The organism is Hyella patelloides LEGE 07179 (assembly GCF_900659865.1).
GTDB classification, from domain to species: domain Bacteria; phylum Cyanobacteriota; class Cyanobacteriia; order Cyanobacteriales; family Xenococcaceae; genus Hyella; species Hyella patelloides.
Window position 1 is genome coordinate 13,292 of record NZ_LR213786.1, and the last position, 22,343, is coordinate 35,634.

Annotated in this window: 16 protein-coding genes and 1 tRNA gene; 9 read left to right on the forward strand and 8 right to left on the reverse strand. The window is 35.6% G+C overall.

The genetic code is table 11. The annotated features are described in order from the left end of the window. The first annotated feature begins 503 nt into the window (after positions 1-503). Positions 504-1,829, forward strand: coding sequence for a flippase (locus H1P_RS05445; protein WP_144864925.1), 1,326 nt, complete (start codon positions 504-506; stop codon positions 1,827-1,829). Between the two features lie 97 nt (positions 1,830-1,926). Then, positions 1,927-2,343, forward strand: a complete 417-nt coding sequence (gene msrB / locus H1P_RS05450; RefSeq protein WP_144864927.1) for a peptide-methionine (R)-S-oxide reductase MsrB — start codon at positions 1,927-1,929, stop codon at positions 2,341-2,343. A 50-nt stretch (positions 2,344-2,393) separates the two neighbouring features. On the opposite strand, the gene H1P_RS05455 is transcribed toward msrB, so the two are convergent. Beyond that, positions 2,394-2,777 (reverse strand): nuclear transport factor 2 family protein, encoded by a 384-nt coding sequence (locus H1P_RS05455; protein WP_144864928.1) that lies wholly within the window; start codon positions 2,775-2,777, stop codon positions 2,394-2,396. Between the two features lie 106 nt (positions 2,778-2,883). Further along, positions 2,884-5,112, reverse strand: coding sequence for a PBP1A family penicillin-binding protein (locus H1P_RS05460; protein ID WP_144864930.1), 2,229 nt, complete (start codon positions 5,110-5,112; stop codon positions 2,884-2,886). A 144-nt stretch (positions 5,113-5,256) separates the two neighbouring features. Between H1P_RS05460 and H1P_RS05465 the strand changes: the two genes are divergently transcribed. Together H1P_RS05465 and H1P_RS05470 are read left to right on the forward strand one after the other, a co-directional pair. Further along, positions 5,257-6,162 carry an alpha/beta fold hydrolase gene (locus H1P_RS05465; RefSeq protein ID WP_144864933.1) on the forward strand — a complete coding sequence of 302 codons (906 nt, stop codon included), beginning with the start codon at positions 5,257-5,259 and terminating at the stop codon, positions 6,160-6,162. 97 nt (positions 6,163-6,259) lie between these two features. Then, a tRNA-Gln gene (locus tag H1P_RS05470) sits at positions 6,260-6,330 on the forward strand. Positions 6,331-6,503: 173 nt separating this feature from the next. On the opposite strand, the gene H1P_RS05475 is transcribed toward H1P_RS05470, so the two are convergent. Continuing rightward, the gene (locus H1P_RS05475) at positions 6,504-6,890 is read right to left on the reverse strand and encodes a c-type cytochrome (protein ID WP_144864935.1); all 387 of its coding nucleotides are present in this window, start codon (positions 6,888-6,890) and stop codon (positions 6,504-6,506) included. Positions 6,891-7,082: 192 nt separating this feature from the next. Here H1P_RS05475 and petG point away from each other — a divergent pair, with 192 nt between their 5' ends. Further along, on the forward strand, positions 7,083-7,199 hold the full coding sequence (gene petG / locus H1P_RS05480; RefSeq protein WP_144864937.1) for a cytochrome b6-f complex subunit V: 117 nt from the start codon (positions 7,083-7,085) through the stop codon (positions 7,197-7,199). On the opposite strand, the gene tsaE is transcribed toward petG, so the two are convergent. Both tsaE and H1P_RS05490 read right to left on the reverse strand, forming a co-directional pair. Next, complete coding sequence (gene tsaE / locus H1P_RS05485) at positions 7,196-7,690, reverse strand: tRNA (adenosine(37)-N6)-threonylcarbamoyltransferase complex ATPase subunit type 1 TsaE (protein WP_222426943.1); 495 nt, start codon at positions 7,688-7,690, stop codon at positions 7,196-7,198. The two genes, petG and tsaE, sit on opposite strands and share 4 nt — an antisense overlap. A gap of 52 nt (positions 7,691-7,742) precedes the next feature. Next, complete coding sequence (locus H1P_RS05490) at positions 7,743-7,967, reverse strand: hypothetical protein (protein WP_144864941.1); 225 nt, start codon at positions 7,965-7,967, stop codon at positions 7,743-7,745. Between the two features lie 449 nt (positions 7,968-8,416). Between H1P_RS05490 and H1P_RS05495 the strand changes: the two genes are divergently transcribed. Beyond that, the gene (locus H1P_RS05495) at positions 8,417-9,439 is read left to right on the forward strand and encodes a glucokinase (protein WP_144864943.1); all 1,023 of its coding nucleotides are present in this window, start codon (positions 8,417-8,419) and stop codon (positions 9,437-9,439) included. A gap of 106 nt (positions 9,440-9,545) precedes the next feature. Here the strand turns inward: H1P_RS05495 and H1P_RS05500 are convergent, their stop codons facing one another. Together H1P_RS05500 and H1P_RS05505 are read right to left on the reverse strand one after the other, a co-directional pair. Continuing rightward, positions 9,546-10,859, reverse strand: coding sequence for a response regulator (locus H1P_RS05500; RefSeq protein WP_144864945.1), 1,314 nt, complete (start codon positions 10,857-10,859; stop codon positions 9,546-9,548). A 3-nt stretch (positions 10,860-10,862) separates the two neighbouring features. Further along, complete coding sequence (locus H1P_RS05505) at positions 10,863-14,840, reverse strand: CHASE domain-containing protein (protein ID WP_144864947.1); 3,978 nt, start codon at positions 14,838-14,840, stop codon at positions 10,863-10,865. A gap of 498 nt (positions 14,841-15,338) precedes the next feature. Between H1P_RS05505 and H1P_RS05510 the strand changes: the two genes are divergently transcribed. From H1P_RS05510 to H1P_RS05520, 3 genes are all read left to right on the forward strand, one after another. Continuing rightward, positions 15,339-17,177, forward strand: coding sequence for a two-component system response regulator (locus tag H1P_RS05510; RefSeq protein ID WP_144864949.1), 1,839 nt, complete (start codon positions 15,339-15,341; stop codon positions 17,175-17,177). 64 nt (positions 17,178-17,241) lie between these two features. Further along, positions 17,242-20,307, forward strand: coding sequence for a PhnD/SsuA/transferrin family substrate-binding protein (locus tag H1P_RS37235; RefSeq protein ID WP_144864951.1), 3,066 nt, complete (start codon positions 17,242-17,244; stop codon positions 20,305-20,307). A 164-nt stretch (positions 20,308-20,471) separates the two neighbouring features. Beyond that, on the forward strand, positions 20,472-20,801 hold the full coding sequence (locus tag H1P_RS05520; protein WP_144864953.1) for an MgPME-cyclase complex family protein: 330 nt from the start codon (positions 20,472-20,474) through the stop codon (positions 20,799-20,801). A 154-nt stretch (positions 20,802-20,955) separates the two neighbouring features. Here the strand turns inward: H1P_RS05520 and H1P_RS05525 are convergent, their stop codons facing one another. After that, positions 20,956-22,164 carry a 4-hydroxy-3-methylbut-2-enyl diphosphate reductase gene (locus H1P_RS05525; RefSeq protein ID WP_144864973.1) on the reverse strand — a complete coding sequence of 403 codons (1,209 nt, stop codon included), beginning with the start codon at positions 22,162-22,164 and terminating at the stop codon, positions 20,956-20,958. Positions 22,165-22,343 lie beyond the last annotated feature (179 nt).

A 22,343-nucleotide genomic window follows, 5' to 3' on the forward strand; every position in this document is an offset into this window, starting at 1 on the left:
GCAATAATCAATGCAGACTCAAGGAATTATTTGTTTACATAGTAGTTGCAATTAATAGTAATTAGGTAATGATATCATGTTGTCTTTCGGTTATTACGTAGTTCACTATAAATTAGTTAAAAAAACATAATAGCTAATTAATTTATTTGATTTAAAAAAAATATTGTCTCTTATTGTGAAAAATGTAAAAATTGTCTTTGAAATTCAAAAATAAGAATATGAGATTACTGTTTTACAATTTAGATAAAATATCTTTACCTATTGATTAAATTAGTTTATAGCGATCGCTATAAGCATTAGCTATAAGTAAAAAATCTGGTCAATTTTCCAGCTTTTTCAGAGGAAAACATCATCGTCACCGCAAATTAAGCAATTAAGTTTTCTCATAAATTAGAAAATGCATATATTTATTAGTAGATAATCTTGATGCAAACAACAAAGAAAAACCACAAAATTACAGTTAAAATTAACCTTAAATGAATATTCATACAATGAAATAATATATGAATTCAAACATTGTCGAAGTAATTAAAGTCAAGATTGCTCAGATTACAAAAAAAGGCTTATTTAAAGATGCTTCTTGGATGTTAATTGCCAGATTAATTAATGTGGTTGTCCAAGCAGCTTATTTTGTTATTGTAGCTCGCGCTCTCGGAGCAGCCAATTATGGCTCTTTTGTGGGCGTTACTTCTTTAGCATCTCTATTATTTCCTTTTATTGCTTTAGGAAGTGATAATGTTTTGGTTAAAGAAGTTTCAGTCAACCGTCAAGTATTTTCAAGTCATTGGGGAAATACTTTATTAATTTTAGTTATTAATAGTATTTGTCTGACTAGTATTTTATTGTTAATATCTCCTCTTATTTTTCCTGATAATATTCCTTTACCCACAATTGCTTGTTTATTGGTGGCAGATTTATTTTGTTTGGGCTTACTTGAAGCTAGTAACAAAGCTTTTAGAGCCGTAGATTCGATCAAAAAGACTGCTCAAATGGTTGTTTTAAATACAGTAGGCAAACTGCTAGCTGCTTTATGTTTAGTTACTCTTTTTAAAAATATTAGCTCTACTGGTAATGCTAGCATTAACATCTGGGCAATTTTGTACCTAATAAGCTCAATTTTAGTAAGCTTTCTGTCACTGATAACTGTCAATAAAATAGCGGGTAAACCTCGGCTAAATTTATCAAGAATAAAATCAGATATTGGTCAGGGAATTTATTTTTCTATTGGAATGTCAGCCAGTAATATCAATAATAATGTCGATAAAACAATGCTTGCTAGTATGGCAACCTTAGAAGCTACAGGAATTTATGGTTCTGCCTATCGCTTTATCAATATCGGAAATGTTCCCATCGCAGCTTTATTTAATGCTACTTATCCCAGGTTTTTTAAGCAGGGTGTCAAAGGAATTAAAAACTGTTTTGGTTTTGCTAAAAAATTGCTACCACTTCTTATTGGTTATGGTATTTTAAGCTTTGTCGCATATCAAGTTTTTGCCCCTTTAATTCCCAAAATTTTGGGTGCAGAATACGAAAATGCCATCTCTACTTTACGTTGGTTAGCAATTCTTCCAGCAATTAATGCTTTACACTTAGTAGCTGCGGATACTTTAACAGGATCGGGGTATCAGAAAATTCGCAGTATTATTCAAGTAACGGCTGCCATTCTTAATGTATCTCTGAATATTTGGTTGATTCCGACTCGTGGTTTGTATGGAGCAATTTGGGCAACTTTAGCTTCTGATGGAGTTAGATTGGTATGTTTATGGATTGTCTTATTTTACTTTTATATTGTGGAAACTAAAAATCGAGGCGAACAAGACGATCTCTAACTGTTTAAAGACAAGAATCTAACAGATGTTTAACACAGCGTTTCAATTTTTAGCAATAATAAGTAATTAGTACCAATCAATAAAATTTTTGACAATCATGACAACATCGAAAAACCAATTTGAAGTTCAAAAAACAGAGCAAGAGTGGCAAACTGAGCTAACTCCCGAACAGTTTAAGGTTTTACGCCAACATGGTACAGAAAGAGCAGGTACAAGTCCTTTGGATAAAGTATACGATGAAGGAACTTACGAATGTGCTGGCTGCGGACAGCCCTTATTTACTTCTGAAACTAAATACGATAGTGGTACGGGATGGCCTAGTTTTTATGCACCCATAGAAGAAGCAACCGAAACTACTGTAGATCGTTCTTTCTTTATGGTGAGAACAGAAGTACATTGTAGTCGTTGTGGCGGACACTTAGGTCATGTGTTTAGCGATGGTCCTCGTCCGACAAATCAACGTTACTGTATGAATGGTGTTTCTCTTAATTTTGTTGCCGAAAAAGAGAGTTAAATATTTGTAGGGTGGGGTGTGCCTCGCCCTACGATCGATTTTTATTATTTTTAACTGATATCTGTAATTTGGCAAATTTTGCTATCTTTGAACGAAAATTCCGAACGCCCATCAAAAGAAATCTTATCCCCAGATTTGATTTCATTGGATAAGTCTTTAGCTGCTACTCCTTCAAAAAAAATTTCAACCGATACTTGTTCATTATGTACGTCAAAATTCTTGATAATTTGTTGGCGTGATTTAAAAAGTACTTTGGATTGTTCAGCTATGACGCGAAACTCATCAACTCCTTTTGTATGACAATTAATTTTATTGTTAGAGATATTTTTGAATTCAATTGATGGGTGCAATAAAGATATCATCCCATCAATATCAAATGTATTGTATGCAGCAAGATATTGCTTAATCAACTTTAACTTTTCTTCTTTTGTCATAGTTGTTTGATTAAATTTGGGATAGCGAACCGATTAAATGGTTGTATTAAATCACATTTTACATAAACTATTAATATTAATAAATAATCCCTAACCACTAACAAACTTAATCCACAAACTCTTGCATATATTTATTCCATAAAGTAGCAGCTTGCCAACTACTTCCATTAGTTGGAGAATTATCATCATTACCGAGCCAAATACCCGTAACAAAATCAATTTCTGGTACGTATCCAATAAACCAAAGATCGACGTTGTTATCGGTTGTGCCTGTTTTTCCTGCTTCTCCTTCTCCTAATTTAGCAGCCCTTCCTGTGCCATCTTTGACTGCTTTTCGCATCATTTTTGTCATAGATCTTGCTACTTTTTTATCTACAGCTTCCTGACGGTTTTCAGGTTGATTATCAAAGTTATAAATTTCGCGACAAGTACTAGAATCGTTGTAATCTGTGCAGTCTCCACCATCTAAAATCCTTTTAATTGCATGGGGACGATTCCAGACACCATTATTAGCCAATGCACCATAAGAGCCAGTAATTTCTAGGACATTGACCTCACTTTGACCTATTACCAAACCAGGAGCTAAAGTAAGGGGAGATTGAATACCCAAACGTTGAGCCATATCTTCTACCCTATTTAAGCCAACGTCTTGAGCTACTCGAAGCGCAACTGCATTTTCGGATTGTGCCAAGCCATCAGACATATCAATGTTACCGCTACTACGTTCGCAGGCTTTGTATCTCTGTCCTTTCCAAGATACGGGATCACAAGAATATTTTTTATTGGGCTTAATTCCTCTTTCCACAGCAGCAGCATAGGCAAAGATTTTAAATGTCGAACCTGGTTGTCTTTTAGCTTGGGTAGCTCGGTTAAATTGACTTTCGTTATAATCCACACCTCCTACTAAAGCGACAATTTCTCCTGTTTCGCTGTTGAGTGTTACTAATGCGCCCTGAGAAAAACCCAACCGCGCCCCATCTTCGGATACTGCGTTACGCAGAGATAATTCTGCTGCTTTTTGCATGGTGGGGTTTAAAGCTGTCTCGACGATAAAATTGCCTTCTTGGGCGACATCTCTTCCCAGTAGAGTTTCTAGTTCATCCCAGACATAGCTATAAAAATAAGGAGCAATGGCATTAGAAAAGGTGCGTTTTGCTTTGGGGCTGACTTCAATCCGCGATCGCCGTGCGCGATCTGCTTCCTCTTCTGTTATCATGCCACTTGTTTGCATTCTACTAATAATTCTATTGCGTAAACCCACTGCTGTTTCATAGTCTTTTACTGGGTTATAAGCATTGGGGGCGGGTAAAATTGCCACTAGAGTAGCTGCTTCTGATAAATCTAAATCGGCTGCGGATTTTTCAAAGTAAAACTGGGCTGCATCTTCAAATCCATATAAACCAACGCCAAGATAAACTCGATTGAGATAACCTTTTAAAATGGCATCTTTACTGTAAAAAGTTTCTAACTTTAGAGCAACTAACATCTCCCGCAATTTACGCCCTGCGGTGTTTTGTCGCCCCACTTCAGGAAACACACTACGAGCTAACTGTTGGGTAATAGTGCTTGCTCCTTCTCTTACTTCTGAGGATCTGAGATTTGTAACCACCGCCCTAGCAATTCCGTAAGGATCGACACCAAGATGCCAATAATAGCGACTGTCTTCAGAAGCAACTACCGCTTGAGGAAGATAAGGGGAAAAATTATTCAGACTTTTTAATTCGCGATGGGTATCTGTTGCCATAGGATTAATGGTAGTTTCTCCATCATCGGCATAAACCACCACAGGGCGAGTAGCTTCTCTAGGTAAAGGATATACTGCTATATTTGTCCATTCCATACCCAACCACACTATTATTAACCCTAAAAAGCCACTCGTGCCGTATAAAGAGTATCGCAGCAGTTTCATCCACAACGGAGGGGGATTGTAATAAGTAATAGTAACGCTATCGGCTAATTCAGGAGGGCTAAGGGTAAAACTTTCTCCGTGAAACAGAGAAAAAGATTTAAAACGTTTTTTGCCTCGATAAATACCGTTAGTTGATTTTTCGTCTTTAATAATGAAAGAACGGGGTTTTTTGCTATTTCGGGTTAAAGAACAATGCTCTTGACTAACTACTGCGTTGCGAATGGTAATGTCACAGCGAGAACTTCTCCCTAGGTTATAGCGATCGCCATGTAAGGGATATACTTGTGGCTCTTGATCTCCATCTTTAATCCGAATTTCTGCAATTTGCGCTCCTGCTTTTCGCCGAACATTATAGTTAACCTTGGCTTGAATCGCTTCTACTGCTTGAGTAATTATTTTGCTAACTTGAGATTTTTGGCTAGTCATGGTTCTTATTGAGCGCACCAGACGCACAGGCGCAAACTTATCTTAGTGTATTTTATCTCGCACACGATTAATTCTACAGAACTTACAATGGCGACAAAGATGATTTTTCCAGTTTTTTACTTATAGTTACTGACAACAAATTTAATGAAGAGTTTCTCGCAACAACCAGAATTTTTATTTTTTGCTCAACATGGTTGGTCTGATAATGGCAATGATATTAGTAGATTAGCTCAAGCTTTAGTTTCCGACAAAACTTTGATTTTCGCTCCTAGTTTAGGCTTACTGAGAACCTATTGGCGTATTGAATCTTTAATCGAACAAGTAGCAAACCTAGCTAGGGAACAAATTGCTCAATACCCAGAAGTTCCTCTAAAAATTATGGGTCATTCTATGGGAGGATTGATTTGGTTAGAAGTTTTGAATCGTCATCCTCAGTGGTGGCAAAAAATTCATTCTTTAGTAGTAATCGGTTCGCCTATTGGCGGTGCAGATTTAGCTCGCATTATCGATCCTTTAGGAATTGGTATCGGTATTGCTAAAGATTTAGGCAAAAATCGTCGCGCTATTGCCGAAAAAATTGCTCAAAAAATTCCCACTCTTTGTATTGCTAGTGACTTGGGAAATGGTAGTGATGGTATGGTAAATCTCGCAACTACTAAATTTGCACACTCTCAGTTTGTTTGTGTCGATCGCATTCCCCATGCTCATTTAAAGTGTCATTTGAGCCTTGTTCCCATTATTCAGCAGTTTTGGTCAAATCCTCAGATAACTAGCCTTAAATCAGATTTAGCTACTACAGTGATTCGACGCTTACAACGAATTCCTGGTATGACTGATGCCAGCTATCGTTATTTAGAGCGATCGCAAATAGCGAGACAACTTCCTCAAGGCATAGTTATTCGCACCAGTAAAAATCTGGCAGGAATTACTCATGTTTTTGTAACTGACAATAACAAGCAATGTCTCTACGCTGGTTATGTTGGTTGGCTACACATTTTCGATTTGCAAAAAGCTCTCAAAAAATTGGAGCAAAGTAATTTCGAGAAGTAATCGGTAAATACGATCTAATAACTGTGAGCTAAAAATTTAAAAAAATACTTGACAATAGTAGGAGAAAACTTGCTATTATGTTTTAGTACGAAATTAATGGGGTGTCGCCAAGTGGTAAGGCAGCGGGTTTTGGTCTCGCCATCCTAGGTTCGAATCCTAGCACCCCAGTAAAATAGGCTACAGATTAAAAGGTTAAATATAGAGTAAATTGGTGTTGTTTTTGCATTGAGGTAACGTATTATCAGCAAGTATGACATCAAAAACCAAAAGTAAAAAATTATCAACCTGTACTATGAAAAAGATACAGATTGATAGACAGTAAGTAAATAACAATTTGTATTCTAATCAAGCTGTTGTAAATAACTGAGTAAATCAGCCATTTCTTGAGTATTTGGTTGGAACTTTGGCATTGGTGGCGTTTTACCATTAATTACCTGTTCAATGATCTCTGTTTTGGACTTTCTCCTGGCAACGTTTTGTAAATTGGGCCCCACACTTCCATTTACTTGAGAAGCGTGACATCCCGAGCAATTAATCTGGAAAATAGCGTGACCTTTTGCTGTATCTCCCTCAAGAGGTAAAACTTCTTGAACGTAAGAAAGATAAGGGTCAGAATCTTGATGCCAATAGATACCCAGAAGACCAACTGCGATCGCTATTACTAAAGTAACAACGATAATTAGTCGTTTTTGTGTCCCTAAAGGAGATTGGATTAACTGGTTATCCACTGGTGATTTTGTTAAATTGTGTAGTTATATTATTTTTATTTATAGATAGCTTAAGATTTATAGCCAAACTAAGCAAGCATTTCTAGCTTATCTCAACCATAAACTTAATTACTATGTATGCCTTAAACTTGGGTTTCAGGTAACATATACAATGTGTTAAGACAAATAAATTTATAAATAAGGAGAAACACCGTGATAGAACCTTTACTACTCGGTATCGTATTGGGTTTAACTGGAATTACTCTGGCAGGATTATTCTTTGCTGCTTATATGCAATACAAGCGCGGAAATCAGTTAGGAATAGACTAATCTACGGTAGTCGAAGCTAAACACAACAAAAAATCAAGATTGAGGTCGTGTTTTCCCAGTAAATTAAGAGTTGCTTGGCGACCTCTTTTTGCGTTGTGAACTAAATTAATTTCTAAATAGCGATCGCTTTTGTAAGTTAAACGTTCTGACCATTCAATAGCCGTAATTCCTGGGACAACTTCTTCTCCTTCCCAGTAAATTTCAGGACAAATTGTACTAACTTGTTCTTTTTCAAGACGGTATAAATCCAAATGATACAAAGGTAAGCGACCTTCTGTATACTCGTTCACCAATGTAAAAGTAGGGCTAGAAATCGGCTCTGTAATACCCAGGCTTTTACCCAAACCTTGAATTAAGGTAGTCTTTCCCGCACCTAATTCTCCTTGTAATAAGATGAGGCTACCTGCTGGTAAATGTTGGCCCAAAATATAACCTAGTTGTTCTGTGCGGTGAGAATCAGTCAGAAATAGGTCGATTGAACAACTACTCATAAAGTTTAAGCTCATTAACCAACTAAAACTAAGATTATTTGTTTCTTTAATTTTACTTAATATTTGTCACTCGAAAACCCATCTCACACTCGTATATTTTAGGGCGATCGCAATAAGGAGAGTTTTCTAGGCGATCGCTAATGGAATTTTCAACTAAATGACCACAACAGAGTTTTCCTTTCCGCCAACGGGGTAAACCTCCACTATCAGCCATCAAACAGCTACTACAAACTTGTTTGGTTGATAGTACTTGTTGTTCTGTGAGAATGACAACCATAGATTTAGCTTTTTTCTTACTCTATACTTAAATAGTAATTTATATTTTTTTAAGATAGTAGACTAGTCTACATACCTTAACAGTCACCGTTACTCCGCCTTAAAAAGCGGTGCGCGGGGATGGGGGGACTTCAACAGACCGCAATCAACTGTGGTCAGCAAAACATCAAACCAGAAAAGTCCCCCCTATCCACCCCTGCCGATGTTTCCTCGGCTAAGGAACGCGCACCAAGAGAAGACGGAGACGGCACGTGACCGTTGGTCAAGCAGAAGTGAGCGATTTAGAAGCTTTATGAGATCGCGTTGCTGTTCCTTGATTATTTGATTTTTTGTAGATTTCCCCATTACAATCAGATATTAGAAAGTAAAAAATCAAGCAGAGGAAAATAATTAGCCATTAGCAATTAACAACTTATAAACAATAATTAACAATTAAAAATCAAGCAATTTATGTTATTACTAAGTGGTGATATTGGAGGAACAAAAACCATTTTAAGATTGGTAAATGTTGCCTCTGATAAAGAATCGTTTAACACTATTAAAGAAGCAAAATTTGTAAGTGCTAAATTTACTGATTTAGTGCCAATGGTGGAGCTTTTTTTGAGGGGAAATAAGCTGGAGCAGCCCCAAACAGCTTGTTTTGGGATCGCGGGTCCTGTGGTTAATAATACCTCTAATTTAACCAATCTCAATTGGCAGTTAACCGCTTCAAGATTGGAACAAGAATTAAGTATCGATAAAGTCTACTTAATTAATGATTTTGCTGCTAATAGTTATAGTGTCTTAGATTTAGAAGAATCAGAACTAGCAACCCTACAAACAGGAAAAACTATTAAAAATGCCCCTATTGCCGTGATTGGTGCAGGCACAGGTTTAGGAGAAAGTTTTTTAATTACTCAAGACGGTAAGTATCATGTGTTCCCTTCAGAAGGAGGACATACAGATTTTGCACCTCGCAATGAATTAGAAATACAGTTACTAAAATATCTGCAAAAAAAACTCAATAAAACTCATATTTCTGTGGAAAGAGTTGTTTCAGGACAAGGAATAGTTGGTATCTATCAATTTTTAAGGGATACTAATTTTGCAGCCGAAAACCAAGAAATTGCTAATCAAATAAAATCTTGGGAAACTAACTCAGAACAGAATATAGATCCTGCTGCGATTATTGCCCAAGGAGCTAAAGAAAAACAAGATACTCTGTGTGAAAAAACAATGATAATCTTTATTGAAGCTTATGGGGCAGAAACAGGTAATTTAGCACTCAAAATGCTGCCCTATGGTGGCATTTATATTGCAGGAGGAATTGCAGCAAAAAATTTATCCTTAATCAAAAAAGGGAGCTTTTTAAAAGCATACAATGATAAAGGAAGAATGAGTAATCTTTTAACAGAAATTCCGATTCATGTCGTTTTAAATCCCGAAGTAGGTTTGCTAGGCTCTATTCTGTATGCTTTAAAAACAAACATTTAATTGCACCGATCTCGATTTAGTAAAGATAGCCGAAATTGCTTTAGAGACTGTTTGTAAATAAAATATTAAAAATATTAAGCAATAACCTCATTCCCAACAGTCTCAACTATAAACGTTCGCAATAATCCAATTCGGAAAAAGTCAGTTGAAAGCTAGTACCCTGGCTGAAATCTACCTCTATATCTCCTTCTAACTGTCTGGTTAAAATACGAACCAGTCTTAATCCCAAAGAATCCGTCTTATTAAAATCAAAGTCTTTGGGAACTCCCATACCATCATCTTTAATTGTTAAAATAATCTCAGCATTATCCGTGCGTAGCAAATTTATCCAAACATTACCTTTTTCTCGATCGACAAAAGCGTGTTCTAAGGCGTTAGTAATTAATTCATTAATAATAAGACCACAAGAATGAGCTGTTTCAATATTGAGATTAATGCTTTCAGTATTAACCTCAATATTAATACTTTTGTTTTGGTTGACATGAGAGTCAGATATCTTGGCTAATAAATCTTTTATATAAATACTGAGATCGATTTCTTGAAGATTATCCGAACGATAAAGTTGCTCGTGGACTAATGCCATTGAATAAATCCGCTCTTGGCTATTCTTGAACATTTTAATAATTTCAGGCTCGTCAATATAACTAGCTTGCATCTCTAATAAGCTAGCAACGACTAATAAATTATTTTTGACTCGATGATAAATTTCTTTGAGTAATACTTCTTTCTCTACTAAAGAATTTTTAAGTTTAATTTCTGTTTGCTGATGTTCTAAAACTTCTTGCTTTAATTGTTGATTACTTTTGGCTAATAAAACAGTGCGTTCTTTTACTCTTGATTCTAGGTCTTCATTGAGTTTTTTAAGAGCTTGTTGAGCTTTTATACGATTGCTTGCTTCTTGTTTTAATCGATGATTAATTAGGCTTAATTTCTTTTGTATTATTTTCCTATGTTCAATTTCAGCAATCAGCGCATCGTTCTGTTTTATTTGCACATGGCTCATGTGACGTAGTCGTAGATGTAGTTTAATTCTTGCTAATACTTCTTCTGGCTGAATTGGCTTGGTTACACAATCTACTGCCCCTACTTCAAATCCTTTAATTTTATCTTCTGTGCTGGATAAAGCAGTCATAAAAATTATAGGAATATCTTTGGTTTCTGATTCATTTTTGAGACGACGACAGGTTTCATAACCATCAATTCCAGGCATTAAAATATCTAATAAAATAATACTTGGTTTGGCGTATTTTGCTCTTTTAAGGCTACTTTCTCCATCTTGAGAGACTAAAATTGTTAATCCATAATCTTCTAGATAATCAACAATAACTGATAAATTAGTGGGATTATCATCGACAATCAAAATGTTGTGATCTTTAAGATTGAATGGAGCATTAAATTCAGAATTAGTTGTAAAATCCATAGTTTATTTTTGGGATAAATATTGTTCTACTAAATTGACAATTGCTTTTTCTTGAAAACCTTGACTTAACTGTTTTAGTTGACTGGCAAAGGGGTGATATTGCACGTCTAATTCCTCTAACGCGATCGCCCATTGGCGAATTTTTTTCATACTGCCTAACATCGCTAATTCGTATAAAGCTTCTAATTTTTCTTTTGGTGGCGCAATTAAGTCTGGGATTTTCGAGTTAGTTTGTTGGTAATTAATTCCAATTGGTTCTGTTTTCTCTTGATGAATCCATAACAACTGCAAAGATTTTTGTAAAAAAATCAATAATTTCTGCTTATCGATCGGTTTAACGAGAAAAGCATCACAGCCAGCAATCTGATTTTGTTTGGAATCAATTGTTAAAATGCTGCTAGAAACCGCAATAATCGGTGTGTGCTGAAAGTCAGGAATTCTACGTAATTCTTCTACCGCCTCAAATCCTGTTTTGATCGGCATTACTAAATCGGTCAAAATCAAATCTGGATTTACTTTTTGCGCTATTTCAATTTCTTGTTGACCATTTTCAGCTAAGAAAACCTCAAAGCCTAAAGGTTCAAGAATATTAAGCAGATGCAGGCGATTTTCTTGTTTATCATCTGCAACTAAAAGTTTGCGTTTTTCTCCTTGATAACCAACGATTGAGTCAGATTCGGCTAAATCTTCAATGACAAAATTTTTCACTATTGGCAAAGTAAGATCGAACCAGAAAGTTGAACCCATATTTAAGGAACTCGTAACCTTTAAATCACTATTCATGAAGTGTAGTAATTGTTGAATAATAGTCAGTTCTAAACCAGTTCCCGCAGCCTTATTATGGATTTCTCCAGATTGTTCAAAGGGTAAAAATATTTTGACTAATTCTTCTGGGCTGATTCCTTTACCCGTATCAATTACTTCAAAACGAAGAGTTATCAAATCTTGCTTATGAATGTCAGTTTTTGCTTGAATAGGCAAAGACTCACTAGGCTCACTAGGCTCAATAACTACGATTCTTAAAGTCACTCGACCTTGATTAGTAAATTTCAGAGCATTGTTTAATAATTCGAGCAGAATTTGTTTGAGTCTTTGTCGATCTGCCTCAATTCCTAGGGGTAAGTTAGAGGGAATTTCTGAGGTAAAGCTCAAGTTTTGCGCCATAGCTTGCGATCGCACAATTGCCAAAATCTCTTCTACAAAAGTGGTTATCTTAATCGCTGTAGGGGATAGCTTAATAGAGGTAGTTTCCATCTGGGCAAAGTCTAAAATATCCTCAATCAGCCCCAATAAATAGCTACCACTGTGTTCAATTGTGTTTAAGCTTTTGGTTAAATTCGATGAAGATAAAGTTTGATTATCAGAGAAAGTACTCAAATTCTTTTTTAGCAGTCTCACTGAACCTAAAATGCCATTGAGAGGGGTTCTTAACTCATGGCTCATATGAGCGAGAAAATGACTTTTGGTACGATTTGCCATTTCTGCTGAATGTTTAGCTGCTGCTAATTCGATTTCTGCTTGTTTGCGATCGCTAATATCGGCGATCATCACCAAAATACCTTCACAATTACTGTTATAAGTACAAATAAGAGAAATATGAGCTATTGCCCAAAGTTTTGAACCATCTCGACGACAAAATTGCAGATCGTAGTCTTTGATAGTTTTGGAATCACAATTAAGAGAAATAGGGGAAGCTAAAGTTATCCTTTCTTGGTTACTATGGTCGAGAAAATCAAATAAAGATCGTTCTAAAATTTCCTCTAGCTCGTATCCCAGCATTTGACAAACTCTAGGGTTTACAAAACTGATTTTGCCGTGGATATTAAGCAGCAAAATACCTTCATTTGCCGTATCCACAATAGAACGATAGCGTTTTTCGCTTTCTTTTAATGCTATTTCGATCTTTTTTCGTTTTCGCTCGCTACCAGAAGCTTCAATGATATTGCTACAAGTAGCCATAAAAGGTTGTAAATACTCGACTAAGTCTCGATCGTAACCATCTGGTCGATTCGCTACCCCAACCATGCCTAACAAAAGGTTTTGGCTGTAAAAAGGCAATCCTAAAAAAGTGTTGAGTGGTGGATGTCCTGGGGGTAAACCACCCCGTCTGGGATCGGTTTGGGGATTGTTGGCAATTACAGGTTGACCCGTTACTATCACAGCACCAAATAAGGTGTTGAGGTTGTGAAATTCCATCCCCTGAACAGCATTCTCTTCGTACAATTTGCGTGTTGCTTCATCCCAAGCAATATTGGTAATAGCATGGGTTTTCAGATAGGGTTGACCCTGCATTTTCATATATGCCTCTTCTATATAGGGTTCTCCTCCATCTGTATAGAAAATTTCACCAATAAAGCCATATTCACTATTAGTAATTTCTAAAAGATTTTCCAGTAAGCCATCAAATAAAATTGCTGGTTCACTATCCTTGATGAATCTCGACTGAGCTAAACTAATTCCCTGGAGTAAGTTATTGCTATGGCGGAGGTCTTCTTCAGCTTTTTTGCGATCGCTGATATCGCTTACTGTTCCTTCATAGTAGTTTTGATTTTGCTCTTGAAATAAACGAATACTGAGTGAAACCCATATTTTGCTGTTGTCAGCGCGATAAATTTGACACTCAAAATCTGCGATCGCAGTATTCTTGGCTAACTCTGTGGTTAATTTTTGCCAATCATGGGAATTAACAAAGAGTTGCTGTTTATTTATTTCAGCGATTAATTGTTCGGAAGAATCATAGCCATAAATACTAACTAAGGCAGGGTTAACATTTACATATTTGCCATCCTGGGTACAAAGAAAAATCCCCTCGGCTACATTCTCAAAAATATGACGATATTTCGCTTCTGTGGTTTTTAAATCATCGGTTTTTTGTTTGACACTTCCTGCTAGCTGTAGTCCTTTAGTTCGTAACTTTTCTTCTAGGGTAATGCGATTGCTAATATAAGAAGTCAAAACCATTGTCAGTAAAATGCCCCCTCCTAAAACTCCCCAAGGATGCCAAGTGGTGTGTTGCAAGATGTACTTAGAAGTAGATTGAGTGACTACTGACCATTGCTGTCCAGCAAAATTTAGCTTGTATGATTGCGCAATAGTACGATCGCTTTCGGAGTCGATAGTTTCTGGTGTTAAAGAAGGATTAGAAGCAAATAAAATGCGGTCTTTAAGTGGTGCAGAATCGTTAATAATAAGAACATCAATATCTTGGAATTGATAGTCTTGTAAAGTTTTTTCGACGATATCTCCCATCAGAAATACTCCCAGAGCAAAACCTTCAAGATGCTTACGGCGATCGCTAATAGTCTTGATGGAGACATTATTTTGATATACAGGAGAGAAAACTAAAAACCCTTTTTTGGAAGATTCGTTGGTTTGAATTAAAGTAATGGGAGCAGTTGCGATCGCTTTTTCCCGATCCCTAGCCGTTTGTAATGCTTGTAAGCGACTAGGATTAGAAGCCAGATCGAAGCCTAGTGCAGCCTGATTTCCTTTGTAAGGTTCGACAAAATAGACAGGAAAATACTCTATTCTTGATTTAGCTCTCACCATTTGTTTGCTAATGTCTTGCTCTCTAATGGCAAAATCTAAAAATCCATCTTGTTTAGCAGCTTGTTCGTAAGCCTTTCTTTCTTCATCAACTACACGAGGAATCCATTCCAAAGCCTGAATTTGAGGATTAGTGGCTAAATAATTTTTGGTAAACTGTTGAAATTCTTGCCGAGTAACTTTATCTGAAGCACTATAAAAGTGGCTAATTGACCCTAGAATTTGTAAATTTTTGGCTACTTGTTTTTCAATTAATCCTGCAACTTGCGCTCCATCATACTCAAACTCTTGAGCAATTTTTTTTTTTCCCAAATCCCAAACTATCGTAAAAGCGATCGCAGAACTAACCAGACCAGTGACAAAAGTTAGTATTACACCATAAGAAAAATTTTTTCTACTATTAGTTTTAGATAATTTTTCTGGTCGTTGTTCCATTAAGCTATGTCTTTATTAAAAATGTAGCCTTGAAATTTATTCTGGATTACTTTACTTGTTTTTTAAAAATTAGATTGTATACTTACTCGCGATGCTTTATTTCAAGAAAGAGATTTAGCTAATCAGTATATACATGAGTTAATAATTCCCAAATCTATAGATAAAATTCACAAAAATTATTTGATTAAATTAAAGATTATTTTTTTCTACAACCTAAGCTAAACTCTTGAGAAGAGGTTTAAAAGTTCTCAGTGACTGGATTTCAAGAATATTGCTCAACGAAATATTCAGATTTTTCCGATTATTACTTACGTGTAACGTTTTACTATCAAGTAACAAAATTAATTTCTTACAGGATCGCTGCATCCGATAGCCAGAATAATCAAGAAACCTACTTAAATTCAACTAATATTTAAAATACGTAATTTTTACAATGACATTATCTTTATGTATATTTTAAAATTCAATAATAGGTATAATTTTTAAATATATAAATGCATGAAAAATATTAATATTTTAATTGTTGAAGATGAATTATTAATTGCCGAAAATTTAGCAATGAAACTAGAAACATTAGACTACAACGTCATTGACATAGTTTCTTCTGGTAAAGCTGCGATTAAAAAAGTAAATGCTCAAAGCCCTGGCTTGATTTTGATGGATATTGCTATCAAAGGAAATATGGATGGAATTCAAACTGCCGAAGTCATTCGCGCAAACCATGACATTCCAATTATTTTCTTGACAGCTTATGCTGATGACAAAACTTTAGATCGAGCCAGTAAAACTGGTTGTTACGGTTATATTCTCAAACCATTTAAAGACAGAGAATTGCACGCAACTATCAAAATGGCTTTAAGTAAACACCAAGAACAAACTGCGATTTGTGATTCATTACAAGCTACTATCTCTGAATATTCCGTCAAAAACCATAATACAAACATAGATAGTTTAACTCAACTTCCCAATCAATTTTTTCTGCGCGATTTATTTGAGTATTTTTTGTCAGAACATGACAATGCATCTGCTTCAAAAATTCAAAAATCAGAAAATCAACCTAGCAACGTAGAGGAGAATCAAAAGTTACTAGCTATTATTTGTTTTAGTATCGATAGATTTGAACGTATTCAACATTCTTTAGGTAATGAAAATAGAGATTTATTAATTAAAGCTGTTGTAGAAAAGCTAACTGAATGTACAGAATATTTTCAGGATAAAAGTACTTCTGCTATTGTTCGGTTACAAAACGATCGATTTGCAATTCTTCTGTCTGAAATCAAACAAAAAGTAGTAGCAACTGACTTTGCTAATTTGGTTTTAGAAAGATTACAATCGTCTTTTTTGATTGATAATTGTGAGCTTTTTCTGACTGCTAGTATGGGTATCAGTTTTTATAATGATGAAAAACTTGGTATAGATTTACTGTTAAATCAAGCTCAAAAAGCTATGAAATATGCTCAACAACAAGGAGGGAATAAATATAAGCTGCATACCCTATCATTAGACATGATAGTTTCAGATAATTCCAATAATATCTCTTTAGAAACTGATTTACATTATGCTTTAAAACGCCAAGAACTTGAATTATACTATCAACCTAAAATCAGTCTTAAAACAGGTAAGATTGCTGGTGTTGAGGCTTTAATACGTTGGAATCATCCTAAACTAGGATTAATCGCCCCTAATAAGTTTATTTCGATTGCCGAAGCTAGTAGTTTGATCGAACCTTTAGGAGAGTGGGTTTTAGAAACAGCTTGTAAACAGACTAAAATATGGCATCAAGCAGGATTTAATTTTCTGAGTGTAGCAGTAAATTTGTCAGGTCGTCAATTTAAGCAATTAGATTTGTTTCATAGATTAACTAAAATTATCTTTGATTCTACTCTTGAACCAGAATTTCTTGAATTAGAATTAACTGAGCAAATTTTGGTAGACAATGTAAAAAGGAATATTCAAAGACTAAATTTTATCAAAAAATTGGGCATTAAAATTTCTCTTGATGATTTCGGTACTGGCTATTCTTCTTTAGGCTATTTACAACAATTTCCTTTTGATATTATTAAAATAAACCAATGTTTTGTTGAAAATATCGATCGGAATTCTAAGAATGCCATTATTGCCAAAAGTATTATTGAAATGGCTCATCAGCTAGAGCTAAAAGTAGTTGCAGAAGGCATAGAAACCGAAGCAGAACTAGAGTTTTTGGCAAAAGATCAATGTGATGAAGTACAGGGAAATTTATTAAGTCGCCCTTTACCTGTTAAAGAATTTTCAAAATTATTATTGAAAAACCAAGACTTTACTATTGTCAATCCAGAATCAATCGCAGCTTACTAATTTGATAAATAATGAATTAATTTTTGAGACTGATTTCATTTAAAAAGAATGAAATATAAATTAAATGAAAAATAATTGGCATATCTATAAATTTAAAATATTAGCAAGATTTCTATTTTTAATCGCAACCACTTCAACTATCTTTTTTAAATTTACTCCTTTCAGTCTGTCTCAAGAGATATTAATACCAAATCAAAAATTAGAATTTGTCAAAAAAGCTGATGTCAAAAACAACTCTAAGATTGAGACTATTAAAGTTGGTGTCATGGCTATTAGAGGTGTGGATAGAACACGCCAAAAATGGCAACCTACTATTGATTATTTAAGTGATAATATTCCTGGTTATAAGTTTCAATTAGTCCCCTTAAAATTCGACAATATTGAAGAATTAATTACTAATAACCAAGTTGACTTTGTATTGCCTAATCCTGGGATGTATGTGGAGTTGGAATGGGTATATGGAGCAAGACGCATTGCTACTTTACAAAACTTGCGTTTGGGCAAACCCTATACTCAATTTGGCGCAGTAATCTTTCGCCATAAAGATCGCACCGATATTCAAGAGCTAAAAGACTTGAAAGGCAAAAGGTTTATGGCTGTGAGCAAAATCGCCTTTGGCGGTTGGCAGATGGCTTGTGAAACTCTAGATAAAGCGGGAATTAAATCTCGTCATCTTAAGGAAATTAAGTTTGGTGGCAGCCATGATGCTGTGGTTTATAGAGTTTTAGATGGCTCTGTAGATGCGGGAACGGTTCGCACCGATACCTTAGAACGTATGGCTCAAGAAGGGAAAATTAACCTGGATGATTTTGTCATTCTCAACCCGCAAAAGCAACATGGTGATAAATTTCCTTTTGCCCTAAGTACTCAATTGTATCCAGAATGGCCCTTTGCCATGATGCCTCATACTGATTCAGAGTTAGGCGAACAAGTAGCGATCGCTCTAATCGAAATGCCTTCTGATACTCCCGCAGCTAAAGCAGGGAAATATCAGGGTTGGACGATCCCTGCTAACTATCAACCAGTCCACGATATCCTAAGACATTTAAAAGTTCCTCCCTATCAATATTGGGGGAACCTTACCTGGGGAGAAGCGATTTATCAATATCGTTATTGGCTGGGATTTTCTAGTTTAGCGATTTTTGGTCTTACCTATAGTCTGGTTTATCTAATACAAGGCAAACGAAATGAAGCAGGATTAATCCAGGCTCAGGAAGAATTAAGAAAGTCCAAGCAGCTTTTGCAACTGGTAATGGATAATATTCCTCAATTTATTTTCTGGAAAGATCGTAATTCGGTATATCTAGGTTGCAATCAAAACTTGGCCACAGCAGCAGGGATAGAAAATCCAGAGCAAATAGTGAATAAAACAGACTACGATTTAGCTTGGAAAACAGAAGAAGCAGATTTCTATCGAAAATGCGATCGCCGAGTCATGGAATCGAACACCGCCGAATTGGGTATTGTAGAACCTCAACTCCAAGCAGATGGCAAAAAAGCTTGGATAGAAACCAATAAAGTTCCCCTTCATGATGCAGAAGGCAAAGTAATTGGTATTTTAGGTACTTTTCAAGATATTACAGTACGTAAAGAAGCTGAAGAAGCACTAAAACGATCCAAAGAAGAATTAGAATTGCGAGTTGCCGAACGTACTAACGAACTGGCTCAAGCTAAAGAAAAAGCTGAAGTTGCCAACCAAGCTAAAAGCGAATTTCTCTCCAGTATGAGTCACGAATTACGGACTCCTTTGAATGGTATCTTAGGATATGCTCAAATTCTCAGACGCGATCGCTCATTAACGCCTCATCAAAGTAAAGGTCTTAAAATTATCCACGATAGTGGCAATCATTTATTAACACTAATTAATGACATTCTGGACTTATCAAAAATCGAAGCTCGTAAGCTAGAACTTTACCCTACAGATATTCATCTCGAAACCTTTTTGTCTGGATTAGAGGGAATCATCAAAATGCGAGCAATGGAAAAAGATATTAAGTTTCAATATCAAGCATTAACTCCTCTTCCAGCAGGAATGATAGCTGATGAAAAGCGACTGAGACAAGTGCTACTCAATTTATTGGGCAATGCTGTGAAATTTACCGATTATGGACGGGTGACTTTAAACATTAGTACGAAAAAAAAAGAAGTTGCAACTCTGGAAGAAAACAATAGTAATTTTCTTAACCGACAAACTTTTCGCTTTGAAGTCGTCGATACTGGAATTGGCATGAATCCTCAACAGCTAAATAAAATTTTTCAAGCCTTTGAACAGGTGGGAGACAAAAAACGTCGTGAACAAGGAACTGGCTTAGGATTAGCTATCAGCCGACAATTAGTTGAATTGATGGGCGGTCAACTTCAAGTTACTAGCGAATTAGAAAAAGGCTCGACATTTTGGTTTGAAATCACTTTACCAGTAGTAGAAACTCTCAAAAATCAAACAACCGACGAAAGAGAGCAACGTCAAATTGTCGGTTATCAAGGCGAAAGAAAACATATTTTAGTAGTAGATGACAAAGATGAAAACCGCCTCGTCCTACAAAATATGCTTGAACCTCTAGGGTTTAAGATAAGTGTGGCAGATGATGGTCAACAAGAGATAGATTTTGCCCAAAAGCTAAAGCCTGACTGTATTTTGACCGATTTAGTCATGCCAGTTAAAACTGGGTTTGAAGCAGTTAAAGAAATCCGTAATCTACCTGAAGTCAAAGACATAGTTATTATCGCCATTTCTGCCAGCGTATTGGACATGGATCGAGAAAAAAGCCGAATTCTCGGTTGTGATTCTTTTTTACCTAAACCTGTAGATCAGATAAAGTTACTGGCTGTTTTACAAGAGTATTTGCAGTTGGATTGGATTTATGAAGAGATAGAAGAATCCAGTTCCGATAACCTGACAACTACAGAGGCTAACTCTACTAAAATTTTGATTGCCCCGCCCTCTGAAGAAATGGAAATCCTGTACGAACTAGCCATGCTAGGCAGCATGAAGAAAATTCGCGAACGGGCTATATATCTGGAAAAATTAGACAAACAGTACGAACCTCTTGCTGACAAACTCAAAGAATTGGCACAGGGATTTCAGGAAAAGGCAATTGTGAATTTAATCGAACAATATTTGCCAAATTAGTTAAAGTAGTTTTTAGTTAAAACTGTTCGCTGAATAACTGATAGGATATTTTAGCGCGATCGAGCAATAGTTCTCTAATAAGACTAAGACGAGGTCTAAAATAGCCATTAATTCAATCCACATTCAACCATAAAATAATAAGTATCAAATCAGGAGTAATCATAATGACCACTTACTATTACGTTTTAGCCAGCCAAAAATTTTTATTAGAAGAAGAACCTTTTGAAGAGGTAATTAAAGAAAGAGTTCGTAATTATCAAGAACAAAATAAAGAAATTGACTTTTGGTTAATCAAACAGCCTGCTTTTTTAGAAGCTCCAGAAATGGCAGAAATAAAAGCTAAATGTCCTCAACCTTCAGTTGCAGTTATTTCTACTAATAAACAAATGATTACTTGGTTAAAACTAAGATTAGAGTATGTAATTACTGGGCAATTTGAGGCTCCTTCTGAGTCTATTCCTGATGCTTTGGCTTCTTTGGAAACAGTTTCTTAGAAGTTATAGGAAGTGAAAAAAGTCTTATTTAAAATAATTACCTAATCTGGTTTTTAGGGATAGCTTATTATTTAGCCATCCCTAATTTTTTGAATTTTGATTCCTTTGTAAAATCAAGACAACTGCTAGTTTGAGTAATCTTAAGTACTAGATGTTAAACAGTAGCTACTTGAGATTTAAGAGCAAAAATCTTTTCTATTGCATCAGCTACAACTTTATCAGGAGTAGAAGCCCCAGATGTTACTCCGACGACTATTTTACCTTCAGGTAGCCAATTTTCTTGGGTAGCAATGGGTTTTTCTAGGGGTTTATGTTCGATTTGATTGTTGTGTTTAATGCGTTCTGCACTATCGATATGATATGAGGTAAAACCTTTTTCAATGGCAATTTCTTGTAAATGAGTAGTATTAGAAGAATTAAAACCACCAATAACCAACATCAAAGATAAATCTTCTTCTACTAGATTTAACATGGCATCCTGTCTTTCTTGAGTGGCATCGCAAATGGTATTAAAACTCATAAAATGCTGATTTAATTCTACAGGACCATACTTTTTCAACATAGTTTGCTCAAAAAGTTTGCCAATTTGTTCGGTTTCACTTTTTAGCATGGTGGTTTGGTTAGCTACTCCCAATCGTTGCAAATCCAAATCGGGATCGAAACCTTCAGAATATGCGTCAGTAAACTTGGTTAAAAATTCGGTTTTGTCTCCACCATTAAAGATGTAATCGGCAACATATTGTGCTTCGGTGAGATTTAACACGATTAAATATTTACCTGCAAAGGAGCTAGTAGCGATAGTTTCTTCATGTTTGTATTTACCATGAATAATCGAGGTGTAGTCGCGTTTTTTGTGTTTTTCGACGGAGTTCCACACTTTGGATACCCAAGGACAGGTGGTATCGACAATGGTACATCCTCGGTCATTTAGTAGCTGCATTTCACTAACGCTAGCACCAAAAGCAGGTAAGATTACGACTTCTCCTGAGTTGACTACCGAAAAGTCTTTTTTTCCGTTAACTACTTCAATAAAACCAACATTCATTTCTTGCAGACGTTGATTGACTGAAGGATTGTGAATAATTTCATTGGTAATCCAGATTTTTTCTGTAGGAAAATGTTGGCGGGTTTCATAAGCCATAGCAACGGCTCTTTCTACACCCCAGCAAAAACCAAAAGCTTCTGCTAAACGGATTGTGACATCTCCTCTGGTTAAAGTGTAGTTATTATTGCGTATAGTTTGAATCAAATCGCTTTGATACTCTGTATCCAATACCCCTGAGATTTCTGCTTCATGACCAAATCCTCGGCGATGATAGTTCTCTGACTTTTGCAAGGAACGCTTAAAAGCTTTAGTATCCATTTTGTGATCGTTCATTTAGTTAAACCCGCCTTTTACTTCAATAATTTTAAGATTTAGTTGCACTGTTAACAATTGCAATCAGAAAGATGCAATCGTCCAACTCAAGCTTCCAGAATAAATTCTGAAGTTGCGGACTTCCCGAATACGCGAAGTATGACAAGCTGTCTCTTGATTTTTCT